The organism is Agarivorans litoreus (assembly GCF_019649015.1).
GTDB lineage: Bacteria > Pseudomonadota > Gammaproteobacteria > Enterobacterales > Celerinatantimonadaceae > Agarivorans > Agarivorans litoreus.
Genome location: NZ_BLPI01000001.1, coordinates 2,386,420 through 2,409,907 on the forward strand (window position 1 = coordinate 2,386,420; position 23,488 = coordinate 2,409,907).

Annotated in this window: 14 protein-coding genes, 1 tRNA gene and 3 rRNA genes; 14 read left to right on the top strand and 4 right to left on the bottom strand. The window is 45.6% G+C overall.

Annotated features, from left to right (window positions below):
- Positions 1 to 600 precede the first annotated feature (600 nt).
- The 11 genes from K5L93_RS11120 to K5L93_RS11170 all read left to right on the top strand — a co-directional run bounded on the left by K5L93_RS11120 (position 601) and on the right by K5L93_RS11170 (position 15,614).
- Positions 601 to 2,145 (top strand): 16S ribosomal RNA (locus K5L93_RS11120).
- 105 nt (positions 2,146 to 2,250) lie between these two features.
- Positions 2,251 to 2,326: transfer RNA gene (locus K5L93_RS11125), tRNA-Glu, on the top strand.
- A 242-nt stretch (positions 2,327 to 2,568) separates the two neighbouring features.
- Positions 2,569 to 5,456: ribosomal RNA gene (locus K5L93_RS11130) — 23S ribosomal RNA — on the top strand.
- A 111-nt stretch (positions 5,457 to 5,567) separates the two neighbouring features.
- Positions 5,568 to 5,683: ribosomal RNA gene (gene rrf, locus K5L93_RS11135) — 5S ribosomal RNA — on the top strand.
- Together the 16S, 23S and 5S rRNA genes with 1 tRNA gene alongside form the textbook arrangement of a ribosomal RNA operon.
- 753 nt (positions 5,684 to 6,436) lie before the next feature.
- Positions 6,437 to 7,195, top strand: a complete 759-nt coding sequence (locus K5L93_RS11140) for a flagellar basal body L-ring protein FlgH (protein ID WP_220719907.1) — start codon at positions 6,437 to 6,439, stop codon at positions 7,193 to 7,195.
- A 10-nt stretch (positions 7,196 to 7,205) separates the two neighbouring features.
- Complete coding sequence (locus tag K5L93_RS11145; protein ID WP_246615037.1) at positions 7,206 to 8,417, top strand: flagellar assembly protein T N-terminal domain-containing protein; 1,212 nt, start codon at positions 7,206 to 7,208, stop codon at positions 8,415 to 8,417.
- 21 nt (positions 8,418 to 8,438) lie between these two features.
- Positions 8,439 to 9,098 (top strand): hypothetical protein, encoded by a 660-nt coding sequence (locus tag K5L93_RS11150; RefSeq protein ID WP_220719908.1) that lies wholly within the window; start codon positions 8,439 to 8,441, stop codon positions 9,096 to 9,098.
- Between the two features lie 154 nt (positions 9,099 to 9,252).
- Entirely contained in the window at positions 9,253 to 12,318 is a 3,066-nt protein-coding gene (locus K5L93_RS11155) for a S8 family serine peptidase (RefSeq protein ID WP_220719909.1), read from the top strand.
- A 312-nt stretch (positions 12,319 to 12,630) separates the two neighbouring features.
- Positions 12,631 to 14,310 carry a flagellar assembly protein A gene (locus K5L93_RS11160; protein WP_220719910.1) on the top strand — a complete coding sequence of 560 codons (1,680 nt, stop codon included), beginning with the start codon at positions 12,631 to 12,633 and terminating at the stop codon, positions 14,308 to 14,310.
- 57 nt (positions 14,311 to 14,367) lie between these two features.
- Positions 14,368 to 15,345 carry a D-cysteine desulfhydrase family protein gene (locus tag K5L93_RS11165; protein ID WP_220719911.1) on the top strand — a complete coding sequence of 326 codons (978 nt, stop codon included), beginning with the start codon at positions 14,368 to 14,370 and terminating at the stop codon, positions 15,343 to 15,345.
- 38 nt (positions 15,346 to 15,383) lie between these two features.
- The gene (locus K5L93_RS11170) at positions 15,384 to 15,614 is read left to right on the top strand and encodes a DUF2789 domain-containing protein (RefSeq protein ID WP_220719912.1); all 231 of its coding nucleotides are present in this window, start codon (positions 15,384 to 15,386) and stop codon (positions 15,612 to 15,614) included.
- 116 nt (positions 15,615 to 15,730) lie between these two features.
- Here the strand turns inward: K5L93_RS11170 and K5L93_RS11175 are convergent, their stop codons facing one another.
- The 3 genes from K5L93_RS11175 to K5L93_RS11185 are packed head-to-tail and all read right to left on the bottom strand — an operon-like array spanning position 15,731 to position 17,998.
- Positions 15,731 to 15,922: a hypothetical protein gene (locus tag K5L93_RS11175; RefSeq protein ID WP_220719913.1), complete on the bottom strand. Its 192-nt coding sequence runs from the start codon at positions 15,920 to 15,922 to the stop codon at positions 15,731 to 15,733.
- 22 nt (positions 15,923 to 15,944) lie between these two features.
- Positions 15,945 to 16,568, bottom strand: a complete 624-nt coding sequence (locus K5L93_RS11180; protein ID WP_152782926.1) for a response regulator — start codon at positions 16,566 to 16,568, stop codon at positions 15,945 to 15,947.
- Positions 16,565 to 17,998 (bottom strand): cache domain-containing protein, encoded by a 1,434-nt coding sequence (locus K5L93_RS11185; RefSeq protein ID WP_220719914.1) that lies wholly within the window; start codon positions 17,996 to 17,998, stop codon positions 16,565 to 16,567. The genes K5L93_RS11180 and K5L93_RS11185 overlap by 4 nt, the downstream gene beginning before the upstream one ends.
- Before the next feature lie 246 nt (positions 17,999 to 18,244).
- On the opposite strand from K5L93_RS11185, the gene K5L93_RS11190 reads away from it, so the two are divergent.
- The 3 genes from K5L93_RS11190 to K5L93_RS11200 all read left to right on the top strand — a co-directional run bounded on the left by K5L93_RS11190 (position 18,245) and on the right by K5L93_RS11200 (position 21,215).
- Positions 18,245 to 19,318, top strand: coding sequence for a TRAP transporter substrate-binding protein (locus K5L93_RS11190; protein ID WP_220719915.1), 1,074 nt, complete (start codon positions 18,245 to 18,247; stop codon positions 19,316 to 19,318).
- Between the two features lie 78 nt (positions 19,319 to 19,396).
- Complete coding sequence (locus K5L93_RS11195) at positions 19,397 to 19,897, top strand: TRAP transporter small permease subunit (RefSeq protein ID WP_016403101.1); 501 nt, start codon at positions 19,397 to 19,399, stop codon at positions 19,895 to 19,897.
- A 25-nt stretch (positions 19,898 to 19,922) separates the two neighbouring features.
- Positions 19,923 to 21,215 (top strand): TRAP transporter large permease, encoded by a 1,293-nt coding sequence (locus tag K5L93_RS11200; RefSeq protein WP_220719916.1) that lies wholly within the window; start codon positions 19,923 to 19,925, stop codon positions 21,213 to 21,215.
- Between the two features lie 488 nt (positions 21,216 to 21,703).
- Here K5L93_RS11200 and K5L93_RS11205 read toward each other — a convergent pair whose 3' ends face one another.
- Positions 21,704 to 23,392 (bottom strand): NAD-dependent malic enzyme, encoded by a 1,689-nt coding sequence (locus K5L93_RS11205; protein WP_220719917.1) that lies wholly within the window; start codon positions 23,390 to 23,392, stop codon positions 21,704 to 21,706.
- Positions 23,393 to 23,488: the final 96 nt, after the last annotated feature.

The window sequence follows — 23,488 nt, forward strand, 5'->3', positions numbered from 1 at the left end:
AACCCAGCTTACGACATCCCTTCTCCAATACAAATAGTGAGATAGACTTAAATAAGAGTAATACGACTAATTAGCTAAGCCATGACTATCTAGATAGTTAGATAAAAAATGGCTCATTGGCGAAAACGAAAGGTATATTTTGGGTACTTATCTTGTTCCTTAGGGACTGAATATGGCGATTAAAGTGTAATTAATAAGCGTTTGGAGCGAATATTGTTCATAAAGGCAGTTATTTTCATTTTTCTGTAATAAATGCTTGCGCTATAAAATCTGATCCCTATAATGCACCTCCACTGACACGGCACGCAGCGCACTAAAGCGAAGCAAGGCTACGTCAGGGTTAGCAAGGCCTAGGGCTAAGTTAGCCGGCTCTCAAACTTCTTTTTAAAATGTTTTTAAAAAGCGGTTGACAGCCACGGAGGAAAGCGTAGAATGCGCACCTCGCTTCGGCAAGAAGCAACGCTCTTTAACAATTTATCAAGCAATCTGTGTGAGCACTCACAGGGCCTTAAGCGAAAAAATTAAGCTTAAGTGAACTGGAGTCTTGCACTGTAAAACACAGTAATAATTTCAGTTTTTAACTTTGAGCGAAAAAACTTTTGATTGAAGAGTTTGATCATGGCTCAGATTGAACGCTGGCGGCAGGCTTAACACATGCAAGTCGAGCGGTAACAGAGAGTAGCTTGCTACTTTGCTGACGAGCGGCGGACGGGTGAGTAATGCTTGGGAATATGCCTTTACGTGGGGGACAACAGTTGGAAACGACTGCTAATACCGCATAATGTCTTCGGACCAAAGGAGGGGACTCTTCGGAGCCTTTCGCGTAAAGATTAGCCCAAGTGGGATTAGCTAGTTGGTGGGGTAATGGCTCACCAAGGCGACGATCCCTAGCTGGTTTGAGAGGATGATCAGCCACACTGGGACTGAGACACGGCCCAGACTCCTACGGGAGGCAGCAGTGGGGAATATTGCACAATGGGCGAAAGCCTGATGCAGCCATGCCGCGTGTGTGAAGAAGGCCTTCGGGTTGTAAAGCACTTTCAGTCGTGAGGAAGGGGTAGTAATTAATACTTACTATCTTTGACGTTAGCGACAGAAGAAGGACCGGCTAACTCCGTGCCAGCAGCCGCGGTAATACGGAGGGTCCGAGCGTTAATCGGAATTACTGGGCGTAAAGCGTACGCAGGCGGCTTTCTAAGCCAGATGTGAAATCCCCGGGCTCAACCTGGGAATGGCATTTGGAACTGGCAAGCTAGAGTTTTGTAGAGGGTGGTAGAATTTCAGGTGTAGCGGTGAAATGCGTAGAGATCTGAAGGAATACCAGTGGCGAAGGCGGCCACCTGGACAAAAACTGACGCTCATGTACGAAAGCGTGGGGAGCAAACAGGATTAGATACCCTGGTAGTCCACGCCGTAAACGATGTCTACTAGTTGTCTGTGAGTTTAACTCGTGGGTAACGCAGCTAACGCATTAAGTAGACCGCCTGGGGAGTACGGCCGCAAGGTTAAAACTCAAATGAATTGACGGGGGCCCGCACAAGCGGTGGAGCATGTGGTTTAATTCGATGCAACGCGAAGAACCTTACCTGCCCTTGACATACTGAGAATTTACCAGAGATGGTTTAGTGCCTTCGGGAACTCAGATACAGGTGCTGCATGGCTGTCGTCAGCTCGTGTCGTGAGATGTTGGGTTAAGTCCCGCAACGAGCGCAACCCCTATCCTTATTTGCCAGCACGTAATGGTGGGAACTCTAGGGAGACTGCCGGTGATAAACCGGAGGAAGGTGGGGACGACGTCAAGTCATCATGGCCCTTACGGGCAGGGCTACACACGTGCTACAATGGCATGTACAGAGGGATGCGAACTCGCGAGAGCAAGCGGACCCCAAAAAGCATGTCGTAGTCCGGATCGGAGTCTGCAACTCGACTCCGTGAAGTCGGAATCGCTAGTAATCGTAGATCAGAATGCTACGGTGAATACGTTCCCGGGCCTTGTACACACCGCCCGTCACACCATGGGAGTGGGCTGCAAAAGAAGTGGGTAGTTTAACCTTCGGGAGGACGCTCACCACTTTGTGGTTCATGACTGGGGTGAAGTCGTAACAAGGTAGCCCTAGGGGAACCTGGGGCTGGATCACCTCCTTATTATGATGCTTAGGTTTTGTGACGTGTTCACACAGATTGCTTGATGAAAAAGAAAAGAGAGAAGTTCTAGTGTGGTGTAGAACCAACGAGAACAGCTACTGCAGTGTCCCGTTCGTCTAGAGGCCTAGGACACCGCCCTTTCACGGCGGTAACAGGGGTTCAAATCCCCTACGGGATACCATTTTCTCTCACTGGTTTGAGAATACAAAGCTAAGCGTTGATTGATACAGTGCTTAGCTTTGGTTTCTAAGGAACCAATTGCTCTTTAACAATTTGGAAAAGCTGATAAAAAAATATCTCAAGAATATGAGTTTAATAACAAGTGTTCTTGGTATTCAAAAATAAGGTGATCGTACTCGAATGGCAGGATTTATACAGCCTGACCATTCAAGTGATTTAAGCGACAACATTTAGGTGTTGTATGGTTAAGTGACTAAGCGTATACGGTGGATGCCTTGGCAGTCAGAGGCGATGAAGGACGTGTTAATCTGCGATAAGCCATGTTAAGTCGATAAAAGACGTAATAGACATGGATTTCCGAATGGGGAAACCCACTGCATTTTATGCAGTATCGTAACGTGAATACATAGCGTTGCGAGGCGAACCCGGGGAACTGAAACATCTAAGTACCCGGAGGAAAAGAAATCAACCGAGATTCTGGTAGTAGCGGCGAGCGAACCCGGATTAGCCCTTAAGCTTTTAGGTGATTAGTGGAACATTCTGGAAAGGATGGCGATACAGGGTGATAGCCCCGTACATGAAAATCTACTTTAAGTGAAAACGAGTAGGACGGCACACGTGATATGTTGTCTGAATATGGGGGGACCATCCTCCAAGGCTAAATACTCCTGACTGACCGATAGTGAACCAGTACCGTGAGGGAAAGGCGAAAAGAACCCCTGTGAGGGGAGTGAAATAGAACCTGAAACCGTATACGTACAAGCAGTGGGAGCCCCTTCGTGGGGTGACTGCGTACCTTTTGTATAATGGGTCAACGACTTAATTTCAGTAGCAAGGTTAAGCGAATAGCGGAGCCGTAGGGAAACCGAGTGTTAACTGCGCGCATAGTTGCTGGGATTAGACCCGAAACCCGGTGATCTAGCCATGGGCAGGTTGAAGATTGGGTAACACCAATTGGAGGACCGAACCGACTAATGTTGAAAAATTAGCGGATGACTTGTGGCTGGGGGTGAAAGGCCAATCAAACCGGGAGATAGCTGGTTCTCCTCGAAAGCTATTTAGGTAGCGCCTCGAGCGAATACTGATGGGGGTAGAGCACTGTTAAGGCTAGGGGGTCATCCCGACTTACCAACCCTTTGCAAACTCCGAATACCATCAAGTACTACTCGGGAGACACACGGCGGGTGCTAACGTCCGTCGTGGAAAGGGAAACAACCCAGACCGTCAGCTAAGGTCCCAAAGTGTATGTTAAGTGGGAAACGATGTGGGAAGGCTTAGACAGCCAGGATGTTGGCTTAGAAGCAGCCATCATTTAAAGAAAGCGTAATAGCTCACTGGTCGAGTCGGCCTGCGCGGAAGATGTAACGGGGCTAAACATACCACCGAAGCTACGGGAGCATGCTTGCATGCTCGGTAGAGGAGCGTTCTGTAAGCCGTTGAAGGTGTGTCGTAAGGCATGCTGGAGGTATCAGAAGTGCGAATGTTGACATGAGTAACGATAAAGGGGGTGAAAAGCCCCCTCGCCGAAAGACCAAGGTTTCCTGTCCAATGTTAATCAGGGCAGGGTGAGTCGGCCCCTAAGGCGAGACTGAAAAGTGTAGTCGATGGGAAACAGGTTAATATTCCTGTACTTCGTATAATTGCGATGGGAGGACGGAGAAGGCTAGGCCAGCGTGGCGATGGTTGTCCACGTGAAAGGCAGTAGGCGGTAAACTTAGGCAAATCCGGGTTTACAATACGCTGAGAGTTGATGACGAGTGTCTACGGACACGAAGTGGTTGATGCCCTGCTTCCAGGAAAAGTCTCTAAGCTTCAGATTATACGAAACCGTACCCCAAACCGACACAGGTGGTTGGGTAGAGAATACCAAGGCGCTTGAGAGAACTCGGGTGAAGGAACTAGGCAAAATGGTACCGTAACTTCGGGAGAAGGTACGCTGCCGGCGGTGATGGAACTTGCTTCCTAAGCTGCTGGCAGTCGCAGATACCAGTTGGCTGCAACTGTTTATTAAAAACACAGCACTGTGCTAAATCGAAAGATGACGTATACGGTGTGACGCCTGCCCGGTGCCGGAAGGTTAATTGATGTGGTTAGCGCAAGCGAAGCTATTGATCGAAGCCCCGGTAAACGGCGGCCGTAACTATAACGGTCCTAAGGTAGCGAAATTCCTTGTCGGGTAAGTTCCGACCTGCACGAATGGCGTAATGATGGCCAAGCTGTCTCCACCCGAGACTCAGTGAAATTGAAATTGCCGTGAAGATGCGGTGTACCCGCGGCTAGACGGAAAGACCCCGTGAACCTTTACTACAGCTTGACACTGAACATTGACCCTACATGTGTAGGATAGGTGGGAGGCTTTGAAGCGTTGTCGCTAGATGACGTGGAGCCGACCTTGAAATACCACCCTTGTAGTGTTGATGTTCTAACGTTGTCCCGTTATCCGGGATGCGGACAGTGTCTGGTGGGTAGTTTGACTGGGGCGGTCTCCTCCCAAAGAGTAACGGAGGAGCACGAAGGTTGGCTAAGTATGGTCGGACATCATACGGTTAGTGCAATGGCATAAGCCAGCTTAACTGCGAGACAGACACGTCGAGCAGGTACGAAAGTAGGTCATAGTGATCCGGTGGTTCTGTATGGAAGGGCCATCGCTCAACGGATAAAAGGTACTCCGGGGATAACAGGCTGATACCGCCCAAGAGTTCATATCGACGGCGGTGTTTGGCACCTCGATGTCGGCTCATCACATCCTGGGGCTGAAGTCGGTCCCAAGGGTATGGCTGTTCGCCATTTAAAGTGGTACGCGAGCTGGGTTTAGAACGTCGTGAGACAGTTCGGTCCCTATCTGCCGTGGGCGTTTGAGAATTGAGGGGAGCTGCTCCTAGTACGAGAGGACCGGAGTGGACGAACCGCTGGTGTTTGGGTTGTTATGCCAATAGCATTGCCCAGTAGCTACGTTCGGAACTGATAACCGCTGAAAGCATCTAAGCGGGAAGCAGGCCTCGAGATTAATTCTCACTAGGACTTTAAGTCCTCTGAAGGGCCGTTGGAGACTACAACGTTGATAGGCAAGGTGTGTAAGTGCTGTGAGGCATTGAGCTAACTTGTACTAATTACCCGTGAGGCTTAACCATACAACACCTAAAGGGTGTTGCTTATAGATACTTTATTTTAGAAACCATGAATGCTTGTTAGTGCTCATGAGGTATTTCAGCTTTTTCGAATGTTAAAGACAACAGTTTTTGCCTGGTGGCAATAGCGTTGTGGACCCACCTGACTCCATGCCGAACTCAGAAGTGAAACGCAACTGCGCCGATGATAGTGTGGGGCTTCCCCATGTGAAAGTAGGTCACCGCCAGGCTCCTATACTAAGCCCTCGTCTAACGACGAGGGCTTTTTTATTGCCTGCGATTTAGTCTCTCAGGCGTATCATCCCCTTCACCATCTCTCATTTTTATTAAAGAGCGCTTTCATCATTGGTCGCGCTTGATGGTTGTAGTGCTCAAGCCACTTGTAAGCGTGAAGTTTGTAGTTGCTGGAAGGCTAACTCCGAGCTAAGTGATCCAGCTTGATTGAGATGCAAAAATTGAGTTCGTTGAAGCTGTATTTAACCGATTGTTTTAACTGTTTTTTACTTTAAGTCTGTTGGTTTCTAAAACCAAGGTAAGAGTTGGTGGGCAATCTTTGCCTAGATAGTAAATCAAAAAGGCTGCTTTTATCCTGTTTTACGTAGTTTACCGACTATTTGACTAAAACTTAGCTTGTAGCTCAGCTTAGGCCGTATCGGCTGCAGTGAATTAAAATTTATATCAATTTGTATAAACATTATAAAATACTGAGTTTGTTGTGTTTTATGGCATTTAATTTGCATTTTGTGTCGTACTTAGCTAAAAACGGCAAAAACGACGGATTGTTGTCGGTTAGGTGAAGATTTGTCAGCTAGATTATCGTAAGGATATGTTTCTACTGGCGTTAGTTGCATTTGCTTTGCTATTTGTGGCCTATGGTTTCCTTAGGTATCTAATTGCAATAAACGGGATAAAACTCGGGCCTAGGTTAAAGCAAGTGGAAAGAGAACGGTAAACGGAAGCTAACGTAACTAGGAATAGACCCAATGATTATCCGAGTTTTTATGCTGTGCAATGTAATTTTGCTGTCAGCATGTTCGTCAATTGTAGATGGTGTTGAGGAAGTCGCAGATAGCGTTCAAGAACGTGAAGACCGTAATCAACGGCAAGTCACAGTAAGCACAGATAGCCGTTCTCCAATTCCTGATGATCCTTTTTATGCACCTATCGAACCCAGCCCGGCAGCGGATCCGGTGATTGTTACGGGCTCAATGTTCAACAGCAATACTTCACGCAGTTTATATAGTTATACCCCGCCTTTTGCGCTTGGTGACACTATTACGATTTTATTAGAGGAAGAGGCTACGGCGACTAAATCTGCCAGTTCAAATCTTGGTAAAGAGAATAGCTATAAGCTCGATCCCGTTAAAGTGCCAGGCGGAAATTTAACGATCAATGGGCGTGTGGTCGAGCTCGAAATGAAACAAAAACAAGATTTCGATGGATCTTCAGATGCTAATCAACGCCATCGTTTGTCGGGAAGAATTACGGTTTCGGTTGTTGACATTCTTAACAACGGAAATTTGGTGGTACGCGGTGAGAAGTGGCTAGTTATTAACAATGGTAAAGAGTACATGCGCTTCACCGGTATAGTTAGACCGCTAGATGTAGGAGAAGACAATTCGATTGGCTCTTATCAAGTCGCTGATGCTCGCATCGAGTTTAGTGGTACTGGTGATCACGCTGACGTGCAAACTCAAGGCTGGTTATCTTCATTCCTAGGCGGAAGTATGTGGCCACTGTAGGACGTTAATTATGTCTAAATTTTTACGAGTTTGTGTTTGTCTGCTGACGCTAATGGGCATTACTTTACCCAGTTACGCCATTTGGTTGGAAGGTGAGGGCCAAGCGAAGATCGTCGATGGCCAAGTAGATAAAGCTCGTCAGCAGGCTATCCAAGATGCTTTGTTAACCTTAATGTACCGCGGCGGTGCCAGTGTAAAGTCACTGCAAGTGGTGAAGTCTGGCGTGTTAGAAACCGATGAACTAACGGTGCGTACTAATGGCGAAGTGTATGACATGAAGTTATTAGTTGAGACCATCATTGATGACCAAATGACGGTCAAAGTAGCCGCTGACATATTTCCTTTAAATACCTGCGAGAAAGATAGCTACGCTAAAACACTGTTTGTAGGGCCTTTTCAATTGCAGAAGCGCGAACATGCGCAGCTTGGCGGGGTTTATAGAACACCAGAAGAAGTCTCGCAGCGCTTATTTCACCGATTTAAATCAAAGAGTAAAAGGGTTGATGCCCGGCACTTAATGACTCGCCAAATAGCGTTTGATGGTCGCTATGCTAATGACATAGAACCGCAAATGCTCAAAGTAGCACGCAGCTTATCTCAACAGTACGACGTGCAATATATTTTGTTTGGCAAGATCAATGATATGTCGAGCTACAACGAAACCACTACTAACATACTCGGCATGAAAAACACGGTTAAGCTGCGCAACTTTCAAATAAAGCTCTACGTGATTGACGGTATCAATGGTGAAACAGTACTCCGTAAAAATTACGGGTCTAATCGAGAATGGCCATTCGACGTGACGATGAAGTTGGACGTTACAGGTGAAACCTTTTGGTCCTCAGAGTATGGCAAGTTGATTGACTCCTACATTGATCAATCAGTTAGTGACGTTGAAGGTGCACTCTATTGCCGCCAAAGTTTGGCAACGGTAGTTGGGCTGTATAACGGACAGGTGGTAATCAACATTGGACAAACGAATGGTGTACGTAAAGGTGATAAGTTTGAGCTGGTTAGGCAGCAATACTTAATGCATTTAGATGGTGGACTGCGCGGCCCGATATTTAACGCAGACCAAACCCAACTAACGGTAGTATCGGTGCAATCTGATCGCGCAGTATTAGCGACTGAGCGCTATTCGGATATGGCCAACATACAGATTCGTGATGTATTGGTGGCGGTTACAAATGATCCGTTTGCTCTTACCGAAAGCACGCAATAATAGATATTAAAGGAGAAGGATATGACAACTTCTTATAGCAACACCCCACTGGCAACCAATAGCTTAGATTATAAGCCTAATTTGATTGAGGTGAACAATCAGCAAACCAGCGAAGTAAAAACAGGCTCTGGTTTTACTCAAAAGCTACAAGATGCTTTAAGCCTAAAAAGTGATACCCAGCTAAACACACAAGCGCTGGCGACAGCTACGAACACTGGCGACAAAGCCGAGGGTACGGTGGATGTTGGCATTATGGATGTTGCTCCTGCGGCTATGAATATTGGCATGGGTTTAGCTTCCGGTAATCCAGTAGCGGCAGGCTTAGCGGGCACCGATTTATTGCAAAGCGTGTTGCGTGCCGATATTGAAAAGCAATTTACTGAGCTAGGCCAAGGTATTGCTGCTGCTCTTATTGCTGGTATGTCGGGTGATCCTAGTGCCACTCAAGTATTACCTACTGCCGAAGAGCTGGCCGAGCAAGCTGCATTAGCAAGTGCGGGGATTGTTGCCGAGGGTAGCCAGCAAGTAGCTGCTGCAAGCCAAATTGGCAGCGCTGCAAGCGGCGTTAGCCAAGAGGGCAAAAGTGTTCCTACTAAAGGGGCTATTCCAAAGGCTATGTTGCAGGCGGGTAATACCGTTCAGAATGATGAGTTATTACAGCAAGAAAAGGCAAAAGCTTGATAGCAAGTTGAGTGGCTTAAATGGTGGACTCTGGTCACTACAATGCTGAATGGATTTGGGAAATTTTCATTTTCTTTACATAAGCCCTAATATAATTGTGATTATATATTGCGTAGTATGTGCACAGCGCTGAAGAGTAGATGTAAGGGATTATATGAAAGCGATAGTAACGGTATTACTTAGCATAGCTTTGCTTGCTTGTGGAGGGGGCGGGGGTTCAGAGTCAATTACTGGTTCGCCCAACTCAGTGATTAGCGTTAGTCGCAGTGAAGCGCTTATTGGGCAGTTTATTCAATTTGATGGCAGTGACTCGAATGATGACGGTACTATTGTTGATTATACTTGGGACTTTGGTGACGGTAGCGGCGCAAACGGAATCAATGTTTCTAAAAGCTATGCCAGCGAAGGCAACTATACGGTCCGTTTAACAGTATTAGATAATGATAATCTAAGCTCTACCTCTAGCACCGTAATTCAGATTACTAATGACGCTGCTTCCGCCTTAACTATTTTAAGCTCAGAAAGTGCCGGCATTCCTCCCTTAGCTGTTGATTTTCAAGCAATCTCTACTGCAAGTGACTTAACAAATGTGCAAGTGACTTGGGATTTTGGTGACGGCAATTCAAGCACTTCATTTGGCAGCAGTACGGTATCCCATACCTATGTCAGTGAAGGCGTTTTTATGGTTCGCGCGTCCCGTGATTTTGAAGGTCAAGAGCAAGTTGCAGAGGCTCGGGTATTAGTGCTCGATGGCAAAACCTATTCTGTGAGCGGCACGGTAACCACAGCAGTTAATACAGTCGTTGATAGCGATGTTAACGATGTCGCTAATGAGTACATTGCAAACGACAGCTATGCGGAGGCGCAAACCATTCCTCCAATCGCTACAGTGAGTGGTTATTTAGCCAGTCATGCGACAGGCGATGCCAAAGATCGCTTTGCAAATGAACCCGATGAACGCGACGTATACCGGGTGGATTTACAAGCTAATCAACGTTTGTTTTTAGAAATTGCCGATTGGGAAACCAGCGGCAACGATTTTGATTTACGTCTGATAAATGCAGACACCATGTTTGAAGTTAGCGCTTCGTTAGGCATTAACAAAACCGAGTTGTTAACCGTAGAGCAACCTGGTAGCTATTATCTTGTTGTGGAAGCTTATACGACCTTTAGCACAGAGCCATACAGGGGGAACTACACCTTACGTTTGATTGGCCAAAACTCTGCTGCGCTGCTAGAGAGTAAGCATTATAGTACTCAACAAAATTTTGTAGCCAAGCAAATGGTGGTTATGCATCAGGCGGGGCGAGCCGTAGCACTTAGCTCCCAAGATTTAGGCCTAAGGCAAAAACAATCTTCGGTAAGCATGAGCCTTTACCAAAGCAATAACCAACAAGCAGTGGCCTTAAATAGTACCGCTGGAGATGGCTTAGGAGCGCAGTTTAGTGATGAATATGCCGCCAAGCGCAGTACTTTGCTGGAAATTAAGCGCCTTCATTACCAATTAGGTGGGGTGGAACAATCAGTTTCACCTAACTATTTGTACCAACCTTTTGCTTTGTCTAACGACCCTTTGGTTTCTCGTCAGTGGCACTACGAACAAATCAATTTAGATAATGCTTGGCAGCTCATGCAAAACAGCACCTTAAATGATGTGGTAGTAGCGGTTATTGATACCGGTATTTTTCAGAGTCATCCCGATTTAAAGGATCAGTTAACCAGTGATGGTTACGACTTTATTTCCGATGCGTCTAATGCTTTAGATGGCGATGGTATTGATGCTAATCCTGAAGATCCTGGAGACTTGACTAGCCCGGGCGGCGGTTCTTCTTGGCACGGTACCCATGTGGCGGGCACGGTCGCGGCACAAACCGATAATGCCCTCGGTGTAGCGGGCGTAGCGCCCAATACTAAAATTATGAATCTACGTACGCTTGGTCGTTATGGAGGCACAACTTTTGATATCTCCCAAGCCATTTTATATGCAGCAGGCTTAAGTAATATCTCAAATCGTTTGCCTAGCCAAACCGCTGATGTAATTAATATGAGCTTAGGTGGAAGTGGTTACGACCGCGCCTTTGACTCGGTAACCCAGCAAGCCATTGCCAGCGGTGTGATTGTAGTTGCTGCTGCAGGCAACGAAAGTACTTCACAGTTTAGTTACCCAGCGGCATTTGCCAATGTTATTGGTGTTAGTGCGGTAGACGCTGCAAAAGACCTCACTTCATATTCTAATTATGGCTCATACATAGATGTTGCTGCGCCAGGTGGAGATGGCAGTGCCGACTTAAATGGTGATGGTTACGGAGATGGCGTTTATAGCACTTATGTGGCAGAAAATGGCAGTAGTAATTCTGCCAGTTACCAGTACTTGAACGGGACCAGTATGGCCGCGCCACATGTGGCAGGAGTTATTGGCTTGATGCGTCAACTAAATTCAGAACTTAATACTGATGATGTGATGAACTTGCTTGCTCAGAGTGATATGAGCGATGACATTGGCAGTGATGGTTTCGATCAGTTTTACGGTTTTGGCTTAATTAATGCCGAAAAAGCAGTACGTTCGCAATTAGATGCTGACCAGCCAGATAGAAGCACTTTAAGTTTGAGCACTAATCAAGTTAGTTTAAGCTTTTTAGAGGATAGTGCTGAAGTTAGCGTAGAGCTTATTGGCAGTGTGAGTTTGTCGGTGAACAGTGTCCAGAGCAATGCTAGTTGGTTAACGGTAAGCCCGCAAAATGTAGATGCAAACGGCCTTGGAGATTACTTACTTAGTGTAAACCGTAACGGTTTAAGCGATGGCAATTATGGCGCCAGTGTGGTGTTTAGCGTATCTAATGGCAGTGAACTTACCCTAGCTGTCTCAATGAACGTGAGCAATGTACAGGCTGGCGATAATGGTTTGGTTTATATTTTGTTGTCTGACCCCGAAACCGGCACCAGCTACTATGAGCAATCGGTAAACATGAATAATGGTGAGTTTAGCTTTAGCTTCGCCGAGGTGCTTTCTGGTGAATATGAGTTAACAGTGGGCAGTGATCATGACAATGATTACAGTATTTGCGACGAAGGTGAGTTGTGTGGTGCATATCCAGTACGAAATGATGTAACACCGATATTGGTGACGGAAGATACCTCGGGTTTGAATTTAAGTGTGGAGCCGATCACCACAGAAGACTTAACTAACCAAGTGTTAAATTATAAGTTACTTAAAGACTAGCCTTTTGTTTGCCAGCCTTGTTCGCTCTAGGAACAAGGCTAAACTTACCCGTTGGTTTGCGGTTTTTTGTTTATCGCAGTACCTTTAAATAAGCCTCATATTTGACATACAAATTACTTAATGTGTTTCTGCTGGCCGCTTTTTACGGTAGGGTAATCATTCAAATAAATAAATTCAGATCAAGCTCAATTAGTTGAAAACTAAAGCTTAGGCTAGTATTGGTTAACAAGCTGCTGCAAGGCATAATGAGTTTGAAAGCGCTGTCTTAGGTATTTTTTATATGGCAGCTAGGGATTAAATTAAGGGGATTGAATGCTGGAGTTAAGCTGTTTACGTTTATCCCAAGATAAATTAGCGGCACTAATTGAGATAACACCTCAAGAATCACACGTAAGCGTTAGCGACGTGAAGGCTTTAATTCTTCGCTCTAATTTTGGTGATTACTTAGTTGATGAAGAGGCGATAGATGACGCCGTTGCTAAGTTCGCCGAATTACGTGAATCTCCAGATTTAATTCAACAATGGGGGCAGACTTTTGTTAAGTTAGCCAACATTCGCAATGCCGAAGTGATTATCGACGTTTCAGAAGATAAAATGGTAGCTCGAGCCACTATTACTGCTGCTTATGGTGGTAACCCTATTTCTCAGGGAGATTTAGTTAGCGCGATGCAAGAAGCCGGTGTGGTGTTTGGCTTGCAAAAGCAACGAGCTTTGGCCTTATTAGCTGCGGCAAAACAAGCCGATCCTGGCGTGAAAATTAAGAAAGTGGTTGCCCTTGGGCGTCAATCTGTAGATGGTGAAGACAGCCGCTTTGAACGATTTGTCGCTACCCCGAAAGAACGTTTATTAAAGCCTAAAGAAACCGAAGATGGTCGTGTGGACATGCGCGATTTAGGTAATTTGGAAACGGTAGAGCCAGGTGTTGAGTTGATGCGGCGTCATCCTCATACTCACGGTAAAGCGGGGAAAAATGTTTGTGGTGAAGAACTGCCATTCAAACAAGGACACGAAATTCCCTTTACTGTGGGTGAAGGCACCACAATAGCAGTAGATGACGCTAACTTGTTACTGGCCGATAGAACCGGTCTGCCTCTAGAAATAGAAAATGGCATGAAGGTTGACGATGTTTTGTCGATAAAAAGTGTAGACGTTACTTATGGCCATGTAGATTTTGCAGGTAGCGTGCTAATTACCGGTAATGTTGGTGAGGGCATGAAAGTGAAAGCATCGGGCGATGTGCACATTAATGGCTTTGTTGAATCTGCTAACATCACCGCCGGTGGCGATGTAGTGGTTGGTAAGGGTGTGATTGGCCATCGACTGATGGAAGGAGACCAAAACTACTCTTGCAGTATTAATGCGAAAGGCGAGTTACATGCTACTTTTGTTCAGTACTCGCATATCAACGCAGCTAAAGATGTCACTATTACCAGTCAGCTACTGCATAGTAAAATAGAAACCGATGGTAAAGTAACGGTGAGTGATGCTAGCGGACTTCGTGGCACCTTAGTGGGAGGTTCCATTGAAGCAGGCGGGGAAATTAGCGCAGTGGTTTTAGGTGCCACTGCAGGCACAGCTACGCAACTTACTATCTCTGGTGATTTTGATGATATTCAAGAAGAGCGGCGTAGCTTAAAAAATATCAAGCACACCTTACACGAAAAACTGAGCAAGGTACTCGACGCTCAAATGAAGTTGGGTTCAACTAAACAGGAAGATCGCGAAGCGGGCATGGCAGACAAGCTCTCGGCAACGCTGCATCACACTCGTCAGGAGTTGGTTCAAATTGATTTTGCACTAGATTACAATCAACAGATGGAAGATAAGTTCTTTTCCAATGCTAGGCTTACGGTAAAAAAAGAACTTCATCCTAATGTGCGTTTAGATATTGTTGGTCATAAGTTATTTACTAACCGTGAATACGGCCCCACAGAAACTAAATATGAAAACGGTAAAATCACCTTTACGCCCTTAACCCCAGGGAAAAAATAGTTGCTCTTTTCTCTTTTAAAGGCTTAAGTAAGATAAACCTAGCAAAAGGGAATTCGCATGAACTGGCAACATCAGCCTAGGCAGTCCTTGGGCTTCTTTCCTACACCTGTTCACCTTTTAAGTAATCTGTCAGAACATCTTGAAGGTCCGCAAATTTATATCAAGCGAGATGATTTAAGTGGCTTGGCTTTAGGCGGCAACAAAGTGCGCAAGCTAGAGTTTTTGTTAGGTGACGCTTTGCACAAAGAAGCTGATTGTATTATTACCGCAGGTGCTGCTCAATCTAACCATTGCCGTCAAACGGCTGCTGCTGCGGCTAAGCTTAATTTACCCTGTTATTTGTTGCTAGGTGGCAGCGCACCAACCCTCGCTCAAGGTAATGTGTTGTTAGACAAGCTTTTCGGAGCAACCATTATTTGGGCCGGCCAACAGCGTAAAGGCGAAGGCATTGAAGAGCTAGCGCAACAACTTATGCAAAAAGGCATGAAGCCCTATGTTGTTCCTTATGGTGGCTCAGATGCCATAGGCTGCTTGGGGTTTGCAGCCGCACTTCATGAACTACATCAGCAAATCAAAGAGCTGGATGAAATAGTATTTGCTTCTAGCTCAGGTGCAACCCAGGCAGGTTTAATGTTGGCTAAGGCTGAGTTAGGTTTAGATGTAAACTTGCGTGGCATTAATATCGACAAGCTAAACCATGAGCAGCAAAGCTTTAATCAAACTATTGCCGACTTAGCTAATAGTGCGGCTAAACAATTTGCCTTGGATAAGAGTTTTACCGCTAATGAGGTTTGTTTGGATGACAACTACCTCGGTGAAGGGTACGGCATAATTGGCGACGCAGAACGCGAAGCGATTATGCTACTGGCTGAAACCGAGGGCATTTTATTAGACCCAGTTTATACCGCTAAAGCGATGGCGGGTTTAATTGCTAGAGTGCGTCAAGGGGCTTATAGATCTGATCAAAACGTATTGTTTTGGCACACCGGTGGAACACCCGCATTGTTCGCTTATGCTGATGATTTGTTATCTTAATGCCGACTAAATTCAAATAAGAGAAAGGAGAGTAAGTGATGGAATCTGCTATTCACACCTTAAGTGACTTGTTTGCCCAGCTTGGTTTAGATCCTTCAATTAATGCCATCGCTGAGTTTGTGGCAGAACATGCCCCGATACCGAGTGAAGTGCCATTGCATCAAGCGGCTTTTTGGACACCCACTCAGGCTGCTTTTTTATTAGAAGCGGTGCAGCAAGATGCTGACTGGGTAGAACTTGTAGACCAACTGGATGTCATGCTGCGCTAGCATAGCGTTTATTGGCATTGAGGCTAGGCCAAGAGCCAATCTGCCTTGTTACTGGAAGCTGTAGAACAAGCTGTCGATCGAACGGAGCTTATAAGCCAATAGGATGTCATACTGCGCTAGTAGCTAGTTGTGTTTTTGTGTTTTTCTAAACAACGCAAAGCCAGCTCTAGGGTGGTGCTAAAGTCGCAAGCGAGAGTATTGCTGGCGCTTGCTTTACAAGACCCACTCACGAAGTGAACTTGCTGCTTTGGCTGCTGGGTAACTGGCGGCTCTTCAAACTGTGGCCTAATTTTTACGGATTGATTCAAGCTTGCCCCTTAAAGTGCTTAATTAACTATCGCTACCATAGTGCTCTATGGCGTATTTAATCATGGCTGCACTGCTATCTAATTCCAGCTTTCTACGAATTTTTAAAGTATGGGTTTCTACGGTTCGAATGCTTATCGACAGGCTATCAGCGATTTTCTTATTGCCACAACCGGTGGCCAGTAAGCGTAATACCTGCTGTTCGCGTTTGGTTAAACTCGCTTTGCTAGCGCTAGGCTCGTTATCAAATAACAGCTTCGACACACCAGCACTAATGTAGCGCCCGCCATTGGCGATTGCTTCCAAAGCGCTAATTAGTTCACTAGACGCAATATCCTTGAGCAAGTAACCTTTAGCGCCATTACGCATGGCGTTTTGCACATATTCTTTATTGTCGTGCATGCTTAACATCACCACTTTGCTGTTAGGGCTTTGTTCGGAAAGGGCCTCTAACAGCTGAATGCCATTTAATTTGGGCATATTAATGTCGGTTAATACTATGTCTGGGTTCAGTTGTTGCGCCATGGTAAGCGCTTGCTCGCCGTCAGCGGCTGTACCTACAACGGAAAAGCCAGGGTTAGCCTCTAGTCGCATTTTGAGGCCGTCTTGTACTAAGGGGTGATCGTCCACCAATAGAATTGAGGTCATACCGTTTGCTCTTGAATTGTGGCGGGTAAGGTTTTCTCTACTTCATATAGCGGTACTTTTATGGTGATCAGTGTCCCTTCTCCTAATTTGCTATCTACATCTACTTGACCATCGATGTGGGCAATCCGTTCAAAAATATTGCGTAAACCCAAACCGCTACTGGCCAGCTCTGGGCGCCGGGTAAGCTCTTTTATCGAATGGCGTCGTACCTTTTTGCCCATTACAAAACCAGTGCCATTGTCCCTAATTTTCATCACTAACAATTTAGCTTGCTGGCTTAGCACTATGTCTACTGTATCTGCTTGCGCATGTTTTTCGACATTTTGTAAGGCTTCTTGGGTAATCCGATAGAAGGTTGTTTCCACAGTAGATGGAAGGTTTAGATTATCAATGTCGCACTCTAAAAACACATCTATTCCTGTACGGTGTTCAAATTCCTGGCAAAAACCTCCTAATGCGGCGGCTAAACCTAAGTCATCCAGTACGCTGGGGCGTAGGTCTTTTGAAATACGACGTATCTCACCAATCGCTTCGTTAATGGTATGTAATCCTTGGTTGAGGCTGTCACTGACCGAGCTAGGGGTGCTGTTACATTCTGTGGCGCTTTCTAAGCGATACTTAATGGAAACCAATAATTGGTTAATACCGTCATGCAGTTCGCGCGATACCCTTTGGCGCTCTTGTTCTTGTGAATCAATAATTCGTTGGGTGAGTTCTTTGAGCTTCTTGTCGGCCAGCTTGTGCTCTGAAATATTCAAAGATGCCCCCAAAAAGGCGATTAAAATCCCCGAAATGGTGGTAATTATGAATAACCAAATAAAAGTGCGATTAATGTTGTTTTGGGTTTGTGCTTCAAGCTTTGCTAGCTCGACATCTACATCATCTAAGTACACGCCAGTGCCAAACATCCATTGCCATTTATCTAGCATTACTACATAACCCAGTTTTTTAGTGCGTTTTCCGGTGCTGGGTTTTTCCCACAAATAGTTACTAAAACCGCCGCCTGCTTTGGCTTGTGCAATTAAGTCTTGAATGAGGTAGGTGCCCTCAGAATCCTTAAAGTCCCATAAATTTTGCCCCACTAGTTCAGGCTGAATAGGGTGAACCAAGTTAACGCCTTTAAGGGTGTAAGCAAAGAAGTAACCGTCTTCGGCAAAGCGTAAACGGTTGAGCAATTCTCTTACCTGTTGTTTGGCTCTCTCATCGTCGGCTGCTGCAGGCTCGTATATGTCACGAATGCTGGCAAAAGCTTGGTCTATGTGGTTTTGCAGCTCTAAGGTTTTGCTGCGCATGATGTTTTCTTTAATCAGCGCTAATTGTTGCTCAGTGAGGATGGAAGATTGTTTAAAAACCAAGGTGGCAATGAGGGCGGTAACACAAAGCAAAGGAACAATAGATAACAGGATAATTTTAAATTTGAGGGACCACATCTCGTGACGGCCTAACTAAGAGAATGTTAACTATATGTTAATCTATGCGATTTTTCAAAAATAGTGATCTGGCTCTCGATTATACCAAAGTCTAGCCTGTACGTGATCTTACGTAGAAAAAAACCGTGTATTGCCGGATAGGTTTTATTGTAACAACTCGCTAACATTAAGGGTGACCATTAAGCAGTTGGTTTACATTTAAAACATCTAACCAACAATGGAACTTACAACGAAAGGGAGAACAACATGCTTAAGTCCCTCTGCAGTAAAACCCTGCTGGCTTCTGCGATTATTGCGTTTAGTTCGGCTGCCGTAGCTGCCGACAAAGTATACAAACTAAAACTGGCTGAAACCTGGGGCCCTAACTTCCCAGTTTTTGGCGATGCAGTAAAAAACATGGTGAAAATGGCCGATGAAATGTCTAACGGCCGCTTAAAGATCCGCGTTGACTCTTCAAACAAACACAAAGCGCCTTTTGGGGTATTTGATTTGGTTAAAAGTGGCCAGTACGACTTAGGCCACACCGCATCTTATTACTATAAAGGTAAGGTGCCAAACACTCTTTACTTCACCACCATGCCATTTGGTATGAATGCACCAGAGCAACACGCGTGGTTGCAGTATGGTGGCGGCCAAGACTTGATGAATCAAGTCTACGCTGAGCATAACCTGGTACCTTTCCCTGGCGGTAACACTGGGGTGCAAATGGGCGGTTGGTTCCGTAAAGAGATTAACTCAGTTGAAGACCTACAAAACCTAAAAATGCGTATTCCAGGTTTTGCCGGTGAAGTATTAGCTAAGTTAGGTGCTACCCCAGTAAACATTCCGCCAGGTGAGTTATACACTGCACTTGAGCGTAATACTATCGACGCTCTTGAGTGGGTTGGGCCTTCTCTAGATTTACGCATGGGCTTTCACAAAATCGCCCCTTACTACTACATGGGTTGGCACGAGCCAGCTACCGAGTTGATGTTTATTGCTAACAAGAAAAAACTCGAAAAAATGCCAGAAGATTTACAGGCAATTCTAGCAGTAGCAATGCGTAAAGCTGCCTATGACATGTTCATTCATTCTTACGCAGAAAGTGCTAAGAACTGGCAAACCATGTTGCAAGAGTACCCGAACATTCAGGTTAAAACTTTCCCTGCCGAAGTTATCAAAGCGCTTAAAACCGCAAATGATGACTTGTTAAAAGAGAAAGCCGCTGCAGACCCAATGGCCGCTAAGATCATTGAGTCACAACAGCAATACATGAAACAAGTTCGTGCCTACACTGCAATTTCAGAACAAGGTTACTTAAACAGTACTGAAGGTTTGTAGTAGAGAATGGGGCTGCAGCTTGGCTGTAGCTCCATCAGCTAAACCAAAAAAGCAATTACTTTGCTTGGGAGGCTAGGGATGTTGCGTTTGCAACGAGCGGTAGATGGATTTTCCAAGGGTATAGCAGGCCTCACCGCGGTGTTAATGCTGCTAATGTTAGTAAACATTTTTTATGACGTAGTCATGCGTTACTTTTTTCGCTCCAGTTCTATTGGTATGCAAGAGTTAGAATGGCACTTGTTTGCAGCCATGTTTTTATTAGGCATTGCCTCTACGCTGCAGGCCGAAGGCCATGTGCGGGTAGATATTATCTACGACAAGTTAGCGGCGCGTAAACGTGCTTGGATTGACAGCCTAGGCGTCGTATTTTTCTTGTTCCCTTTTTGTGGCTTGATTGCTTGGTACGGTTACGACTTTGCCTTAGAAGCTTACAACTTAGGAGAAACCAGCGGCGATCCGGGTGGCTTACCTTACCGCTGGATAATTAAATCAATGATTCCAATTTCGGCTATATGCCTCGCCATAAGTGGCTTTGGAATGTTACTCAAAAACCTCATTCAGCTGCGAAATAACGCCTAGCTCATAACAAGAAAAGGAAGTTGTCATGATTGGGATTGTCATGTTTTTCGTGGCCTTGCTAATGCTGCTCACTGGTTTTCCAGTCGCCTTTGTATTTGGCGGTGTTGCACTAGTCTTTGGTATCTTTGCCGAAGGTATCGATCTATTTGCCTTTATGCCTTATCGCATAATGAGCATCATGCAAAACTCGGTATTAATGGCTGTACCACTGTTCATTTTCATGGGCATTGTATTGCAGAAAACCCGCCTTGCTGAACAGCTGCTTGAAGCCATGGGCCAATTGTTTGGCCGGGTGCGTGGTGGTTTGGCGGTATCCACTATTTTGGTGGGTGCGCTGCTTGCCGCGTCTACCGGTGTGGTAGGTGCGTCTGTAGTGGCAATGGGAGTTATCTCCTTGCCAGTAATGCTCAAATATAAATACGATAAGCGTTTAGCCACCGGGGTAATTTGTGCCTCGGGTACGCTTGGACAAATTATTCCTCCCTCTATCATCTTGATTATTCTTGGTGATGTAATGGGCGTGCCGGTAGGTGATTTATTTAAAGCTGCACTACTGCCTGGCGCAGTATTGGTAGGCGCCTTCATCATCTATGTTCTAGGCGTATCGTTTATTCGCCCAGAAGCCGCTCCTGCTTTACCTAAAGATGAAGCTGCAGGTCATGGCGTGCAACCTTGTTGGAATGCCTTTAAAGCCATTGCTCCACCCTTAGCCCTAATGATTGCAGTACTTGGCTCGATTTTTTACGGTATTGCTACGCCAACCGAGTCTTCTGCTATTGGCGGCATTGGTGCAATTCTTTTATCGATAATCTACCGCCAGTTTTCTTGGAAAATTATCTACGAAGCCGCTATAGAAACGGTAAAAGTTACCTCGATGGTATTTGCTATCTTCATTGGTGCAACGGCCTTCTCTATGGTGTTCTCTTACACCGGTGGTGAAGAAGTTATTGAAAAAGTGATGACTAGCTTACCGGGTGAGAAATGGGGCTTCTTAATCTTAACCATGATTGTGATTTTGATTTTGGGCTTCTTTATCGACTTTGTTGAAATCTCATTTATTGTGGTGCCTATGTTGTACCCAGTAGCCGAGATTTTGGGTATTGATTTAACCTGGTTTGCGATTCTAATTGCGATGAACTTGCAGACTTCGTTCCTCACACCGCCCTTTGGCTTTAGTCTGTTCTATCTCAAAGGTGTTGCCCCGCCTGAGGTGCGAACTACCGATATCTACAAAGGCGTGGTGCCATTTATTATTTTGCAGATATTGGTATTAGCCTCGATATTGGTATTCCCAGACTTCTACGGCTTTGGCATGTAAACGCTATAGCTACAGATAGTAAAAAGCCGCCTTTGAGGCGGCTTTTAAATGGAAGAGCAAGTCAACGATTTTTCAGTAAGTAGGAATAATCGAGTCTAAATAGCTTGTTAAGAAGAACGCCAGAAACATGGTAGAGACCAAGATAAAGCTTATCTTATATGTTTTTCGTAATCGATTTCCTAATGTTTCAATTTGATGGTTATCTAGTAGCGCATATTCCTTCTTGAAAATGAACTTCAGGACTCTGGTTTGATTTTTTATACTTGAATTAAAAAGGCTTGGCTCCCCTAAGTCCTTGTAGACGGCAGGGAAGCCAGTGCGTAAATAATTTAAGCAGCTTGAAAAATTGACTGTGTACAGTGATGAAGAAAGCGAACATTAGAGCAAAGCATACTAAGAATACCCCCCCTCACATCGTTAATAGCGTCGAGTGAAGCTCAATACTCATTTAGTTAGTCCTTGGTGATATGATTTGAGCCGTAGCATTCTTAAAACGATGTCCGCTTGTAGTGGCGATACTCAGGTTTCCAAAAGCTTGCTTCAATAGTTTGCATTAGCACTTCGTCGGTGGTGTTTACCGCTAAGCCTTGTTGCATGGCCGTTTTGGCTACCGCGTAAGCGATGTGCTTGCTCACTAGCTGAATTTCTTCAAGCGGTGGCAGTAAGGCTCCTTCACCATCGTTAGCTAATGGCGAGCATTCGGCTAAGGCGCGGCTGCTGGCGATGAGCATTTCGTCACTCACTCTGGTGGCCTGACAGGCTAGTACGCCTAAGCCAATACCTGGGAAAATATAGCTGTTGTTACACTGGGCGATAGGGAAGGTCTCTTCGCCTAACTTCACCGGCGAGAACGGACTACCAGTCGCTACCAAGGCTTCGCCATTGGTCCAGCGCAGTATGTCTTCAGGCAAGGCTTCAACCCGGCTGGTGGGATTGGATAGCGGCAATACGATAGGTTTCTTGCAGTGCTGATGCATGCCTTCAATCACTTGCTGAGTAAACACGCCTGGTGCACCAGATACACCAATAAGTACCGTAGGCTTGCCATGCTCCACTACGTCTAACAGCGACAAAGCATCGCTATTAAGTCCCCATTTTTGCTGAATATCGGCTGATTGCGCCAAAGCTTGTTGGAAGTCGAGTAGATTAGGCATGTTGTCTTGCAACAAGCCCCAACGGTCAACCATGAAGATTTGGCTGCGGGCTTGCGCTTCGCTAATGCCTTCTTCCACCATCGCCCGCACTATCGCTTCGGCAATACCGCACCCTGCTGAGCCGGAGCCAACAAAGGTAACGCGCTGTTCGGCTAAGTTAGATCCAGCTGCCTTACAGGCTGCCAATAAAGAACCCACGGTTACTGCGGCGGTGCCTTGAATATCATCATTAAAACAGCAGAATTGATCTTTGTAACGCTGCAATAAAGGCATGGCATTTTTCTGGGCGAAATCTTCAAATTGAATCAGCGCATCTGGCCAGCGGACTTTAACCGCTTGCATGAATAATTCTACAAATTCGCTATATTCATCGCCGCTAATTCGTTGATGGCGCCAGCCCATATACATGGGGTCATTGAGTAGTTGCTGGTTGTCGGTGCCTACATCTAACACAATTGGCAGAGTATAAGCTGGGCTGATACCGCCACAAGCCGTGTACAGTGATAATTTACCAATAGGAATGCCCATGCCGCCGATGCCTTGGTCGCCTAAGCCGAGGATCCGCTCGCCGTCGGTCACTACAATGATTTTCACATTGTGGCGAGTGGCATTGTTTAGCAGCTCGTCGATACGGTGGCGGTTAGGGTAAGAAATAAACAAACCACGTGAGCGGCGGTAAATATTAGAGAACTGCTCACAGGCCGCACCCACGGTAGGCGTGTAGATAATCGGCATCATTTCGCTGATGTGATCTTCTACCAAACGGTAAAACAAGGTTTCGTTAGTATCTTGAATGTTGCGCAGGTAAATGTGGCGGTCTAAGTCATTAGTAAAGCTTTGATATTGCAGATAAGCACGCTCAGTTTGTTCATCGATGCTCTCGATGGTCTCTGGCAACAGCCCTTCTAAATTGAAGAAAATACGCTCTTCTTGGTTAAAGGCGCTGCCTTTGTTTAATAAGGGGGTTTCAAGTAATGCTGGACCTGCGTAAGGAATATAGAGCGGGCGTTTTTTATCATCCATGGTAAAGCTCATCTGCTGCGGCTAAGAAGCGGTATTTTTTCACAGATTTGTGTTTAGGTCATGAACTATACCAAAGCAATGGAGATAAATTGTTGC

Excerpts from the sequence above, each read along its gene's own strand:
- K5L93_RS11140 (WP_220719907.1), top strand. The coding sequence starts at position 6,437 with ATGATTATCCGAGTTTTTATGCTGTGCAATGTAATTTTGCTGTCAGCA.
- K5L93_RS11145 (WP_246615037.1), top strand. The coding sequence starts at position 7,206 with ATGTCTAAATTTTTACGAGTTTGTGTTTGTCTGCTGACGCTAATGGGC.
- K5L93_RS11150 (WP_220719908.1), top strand. The coding sequence starts at position 8,439 with ATGACAACTTCTTATAGCAACACCCCACTGGCAACCAATAGCTTAGAT.
- K5L93_RS11155 (WP_220719909.1), top strand. The coding sequence starts at position 9,253 with ATGAAAGCGATAGTAACGGTATTACTTAGCATAGCTTTGCTTGCTTGT.
- K5L93_RS11160 (WP_220719910.1), top strand. The coding sequence starts at position 12,631 with ATGCTGGAGTTAAGCTGTTTACGTTTATCCCAAGATAAATTAGCGGCA.
- K5L93_RS11165 (WP_220719911.1), top strand. The coding sequence starts at position 14,368 with ATGAACTGGCAACATCAGCCTAGGCAGTCCTTGGGCTTCTTTCCTACA.
- K5L93_RS11170 (WP_220719912.1), top strand. The coding sequence starts at position 15,384 with ATGGAATCTGCTATTCACACCTTAAGTGACTTGTTTGCCCAGCTTGGT.
- K5L93_RS11180 (WP_152782926.1), bottom strand. The coding sequence starts at position 16,568 with ATGACCTCAATTCTATTGGTGGACGATCACCCCTTAGTACAAGACGGC.
- K5L93_RS11185 (WP_220719914.1), bottom strand. The coding sequence starts at position 17,998 with ATGTGGTCCCTCAAATTTAAAATTATCCTGTTATCTATTGTTCCTTTG.
- K5L93_RS11190 (WP_220719915.1), top strand. The coding sequence starts at position 18,245 with ATGCTTAAGTCCCTCTGCAGTAAAACCCTGCTGGCTTCTGCGATTATT.
- K5L93_RS11195 (WP_016403101.1), top strand. The coding sequence starts at position 19,397 with ATGTTGCGTTTGCAACGAGCGGTAGATGGATTTTCCAAGGGTATAGCA.
- K5L93_RS11200 (WP_220719916.1), top strand. The coding sequence starts at position 19,923 with ATGATTGGGATTGTCATGTTTTTCGTGGCCTTGCTAATGCTGCTCACT.
- K5L93_RS11205 (WP_220719917.1), bottom strand. The coding sequence starts at position 23,392 with ATGGATGATAAAAAACGCCCGCTCTATATTCCTTACGCAGGTCCAGCA.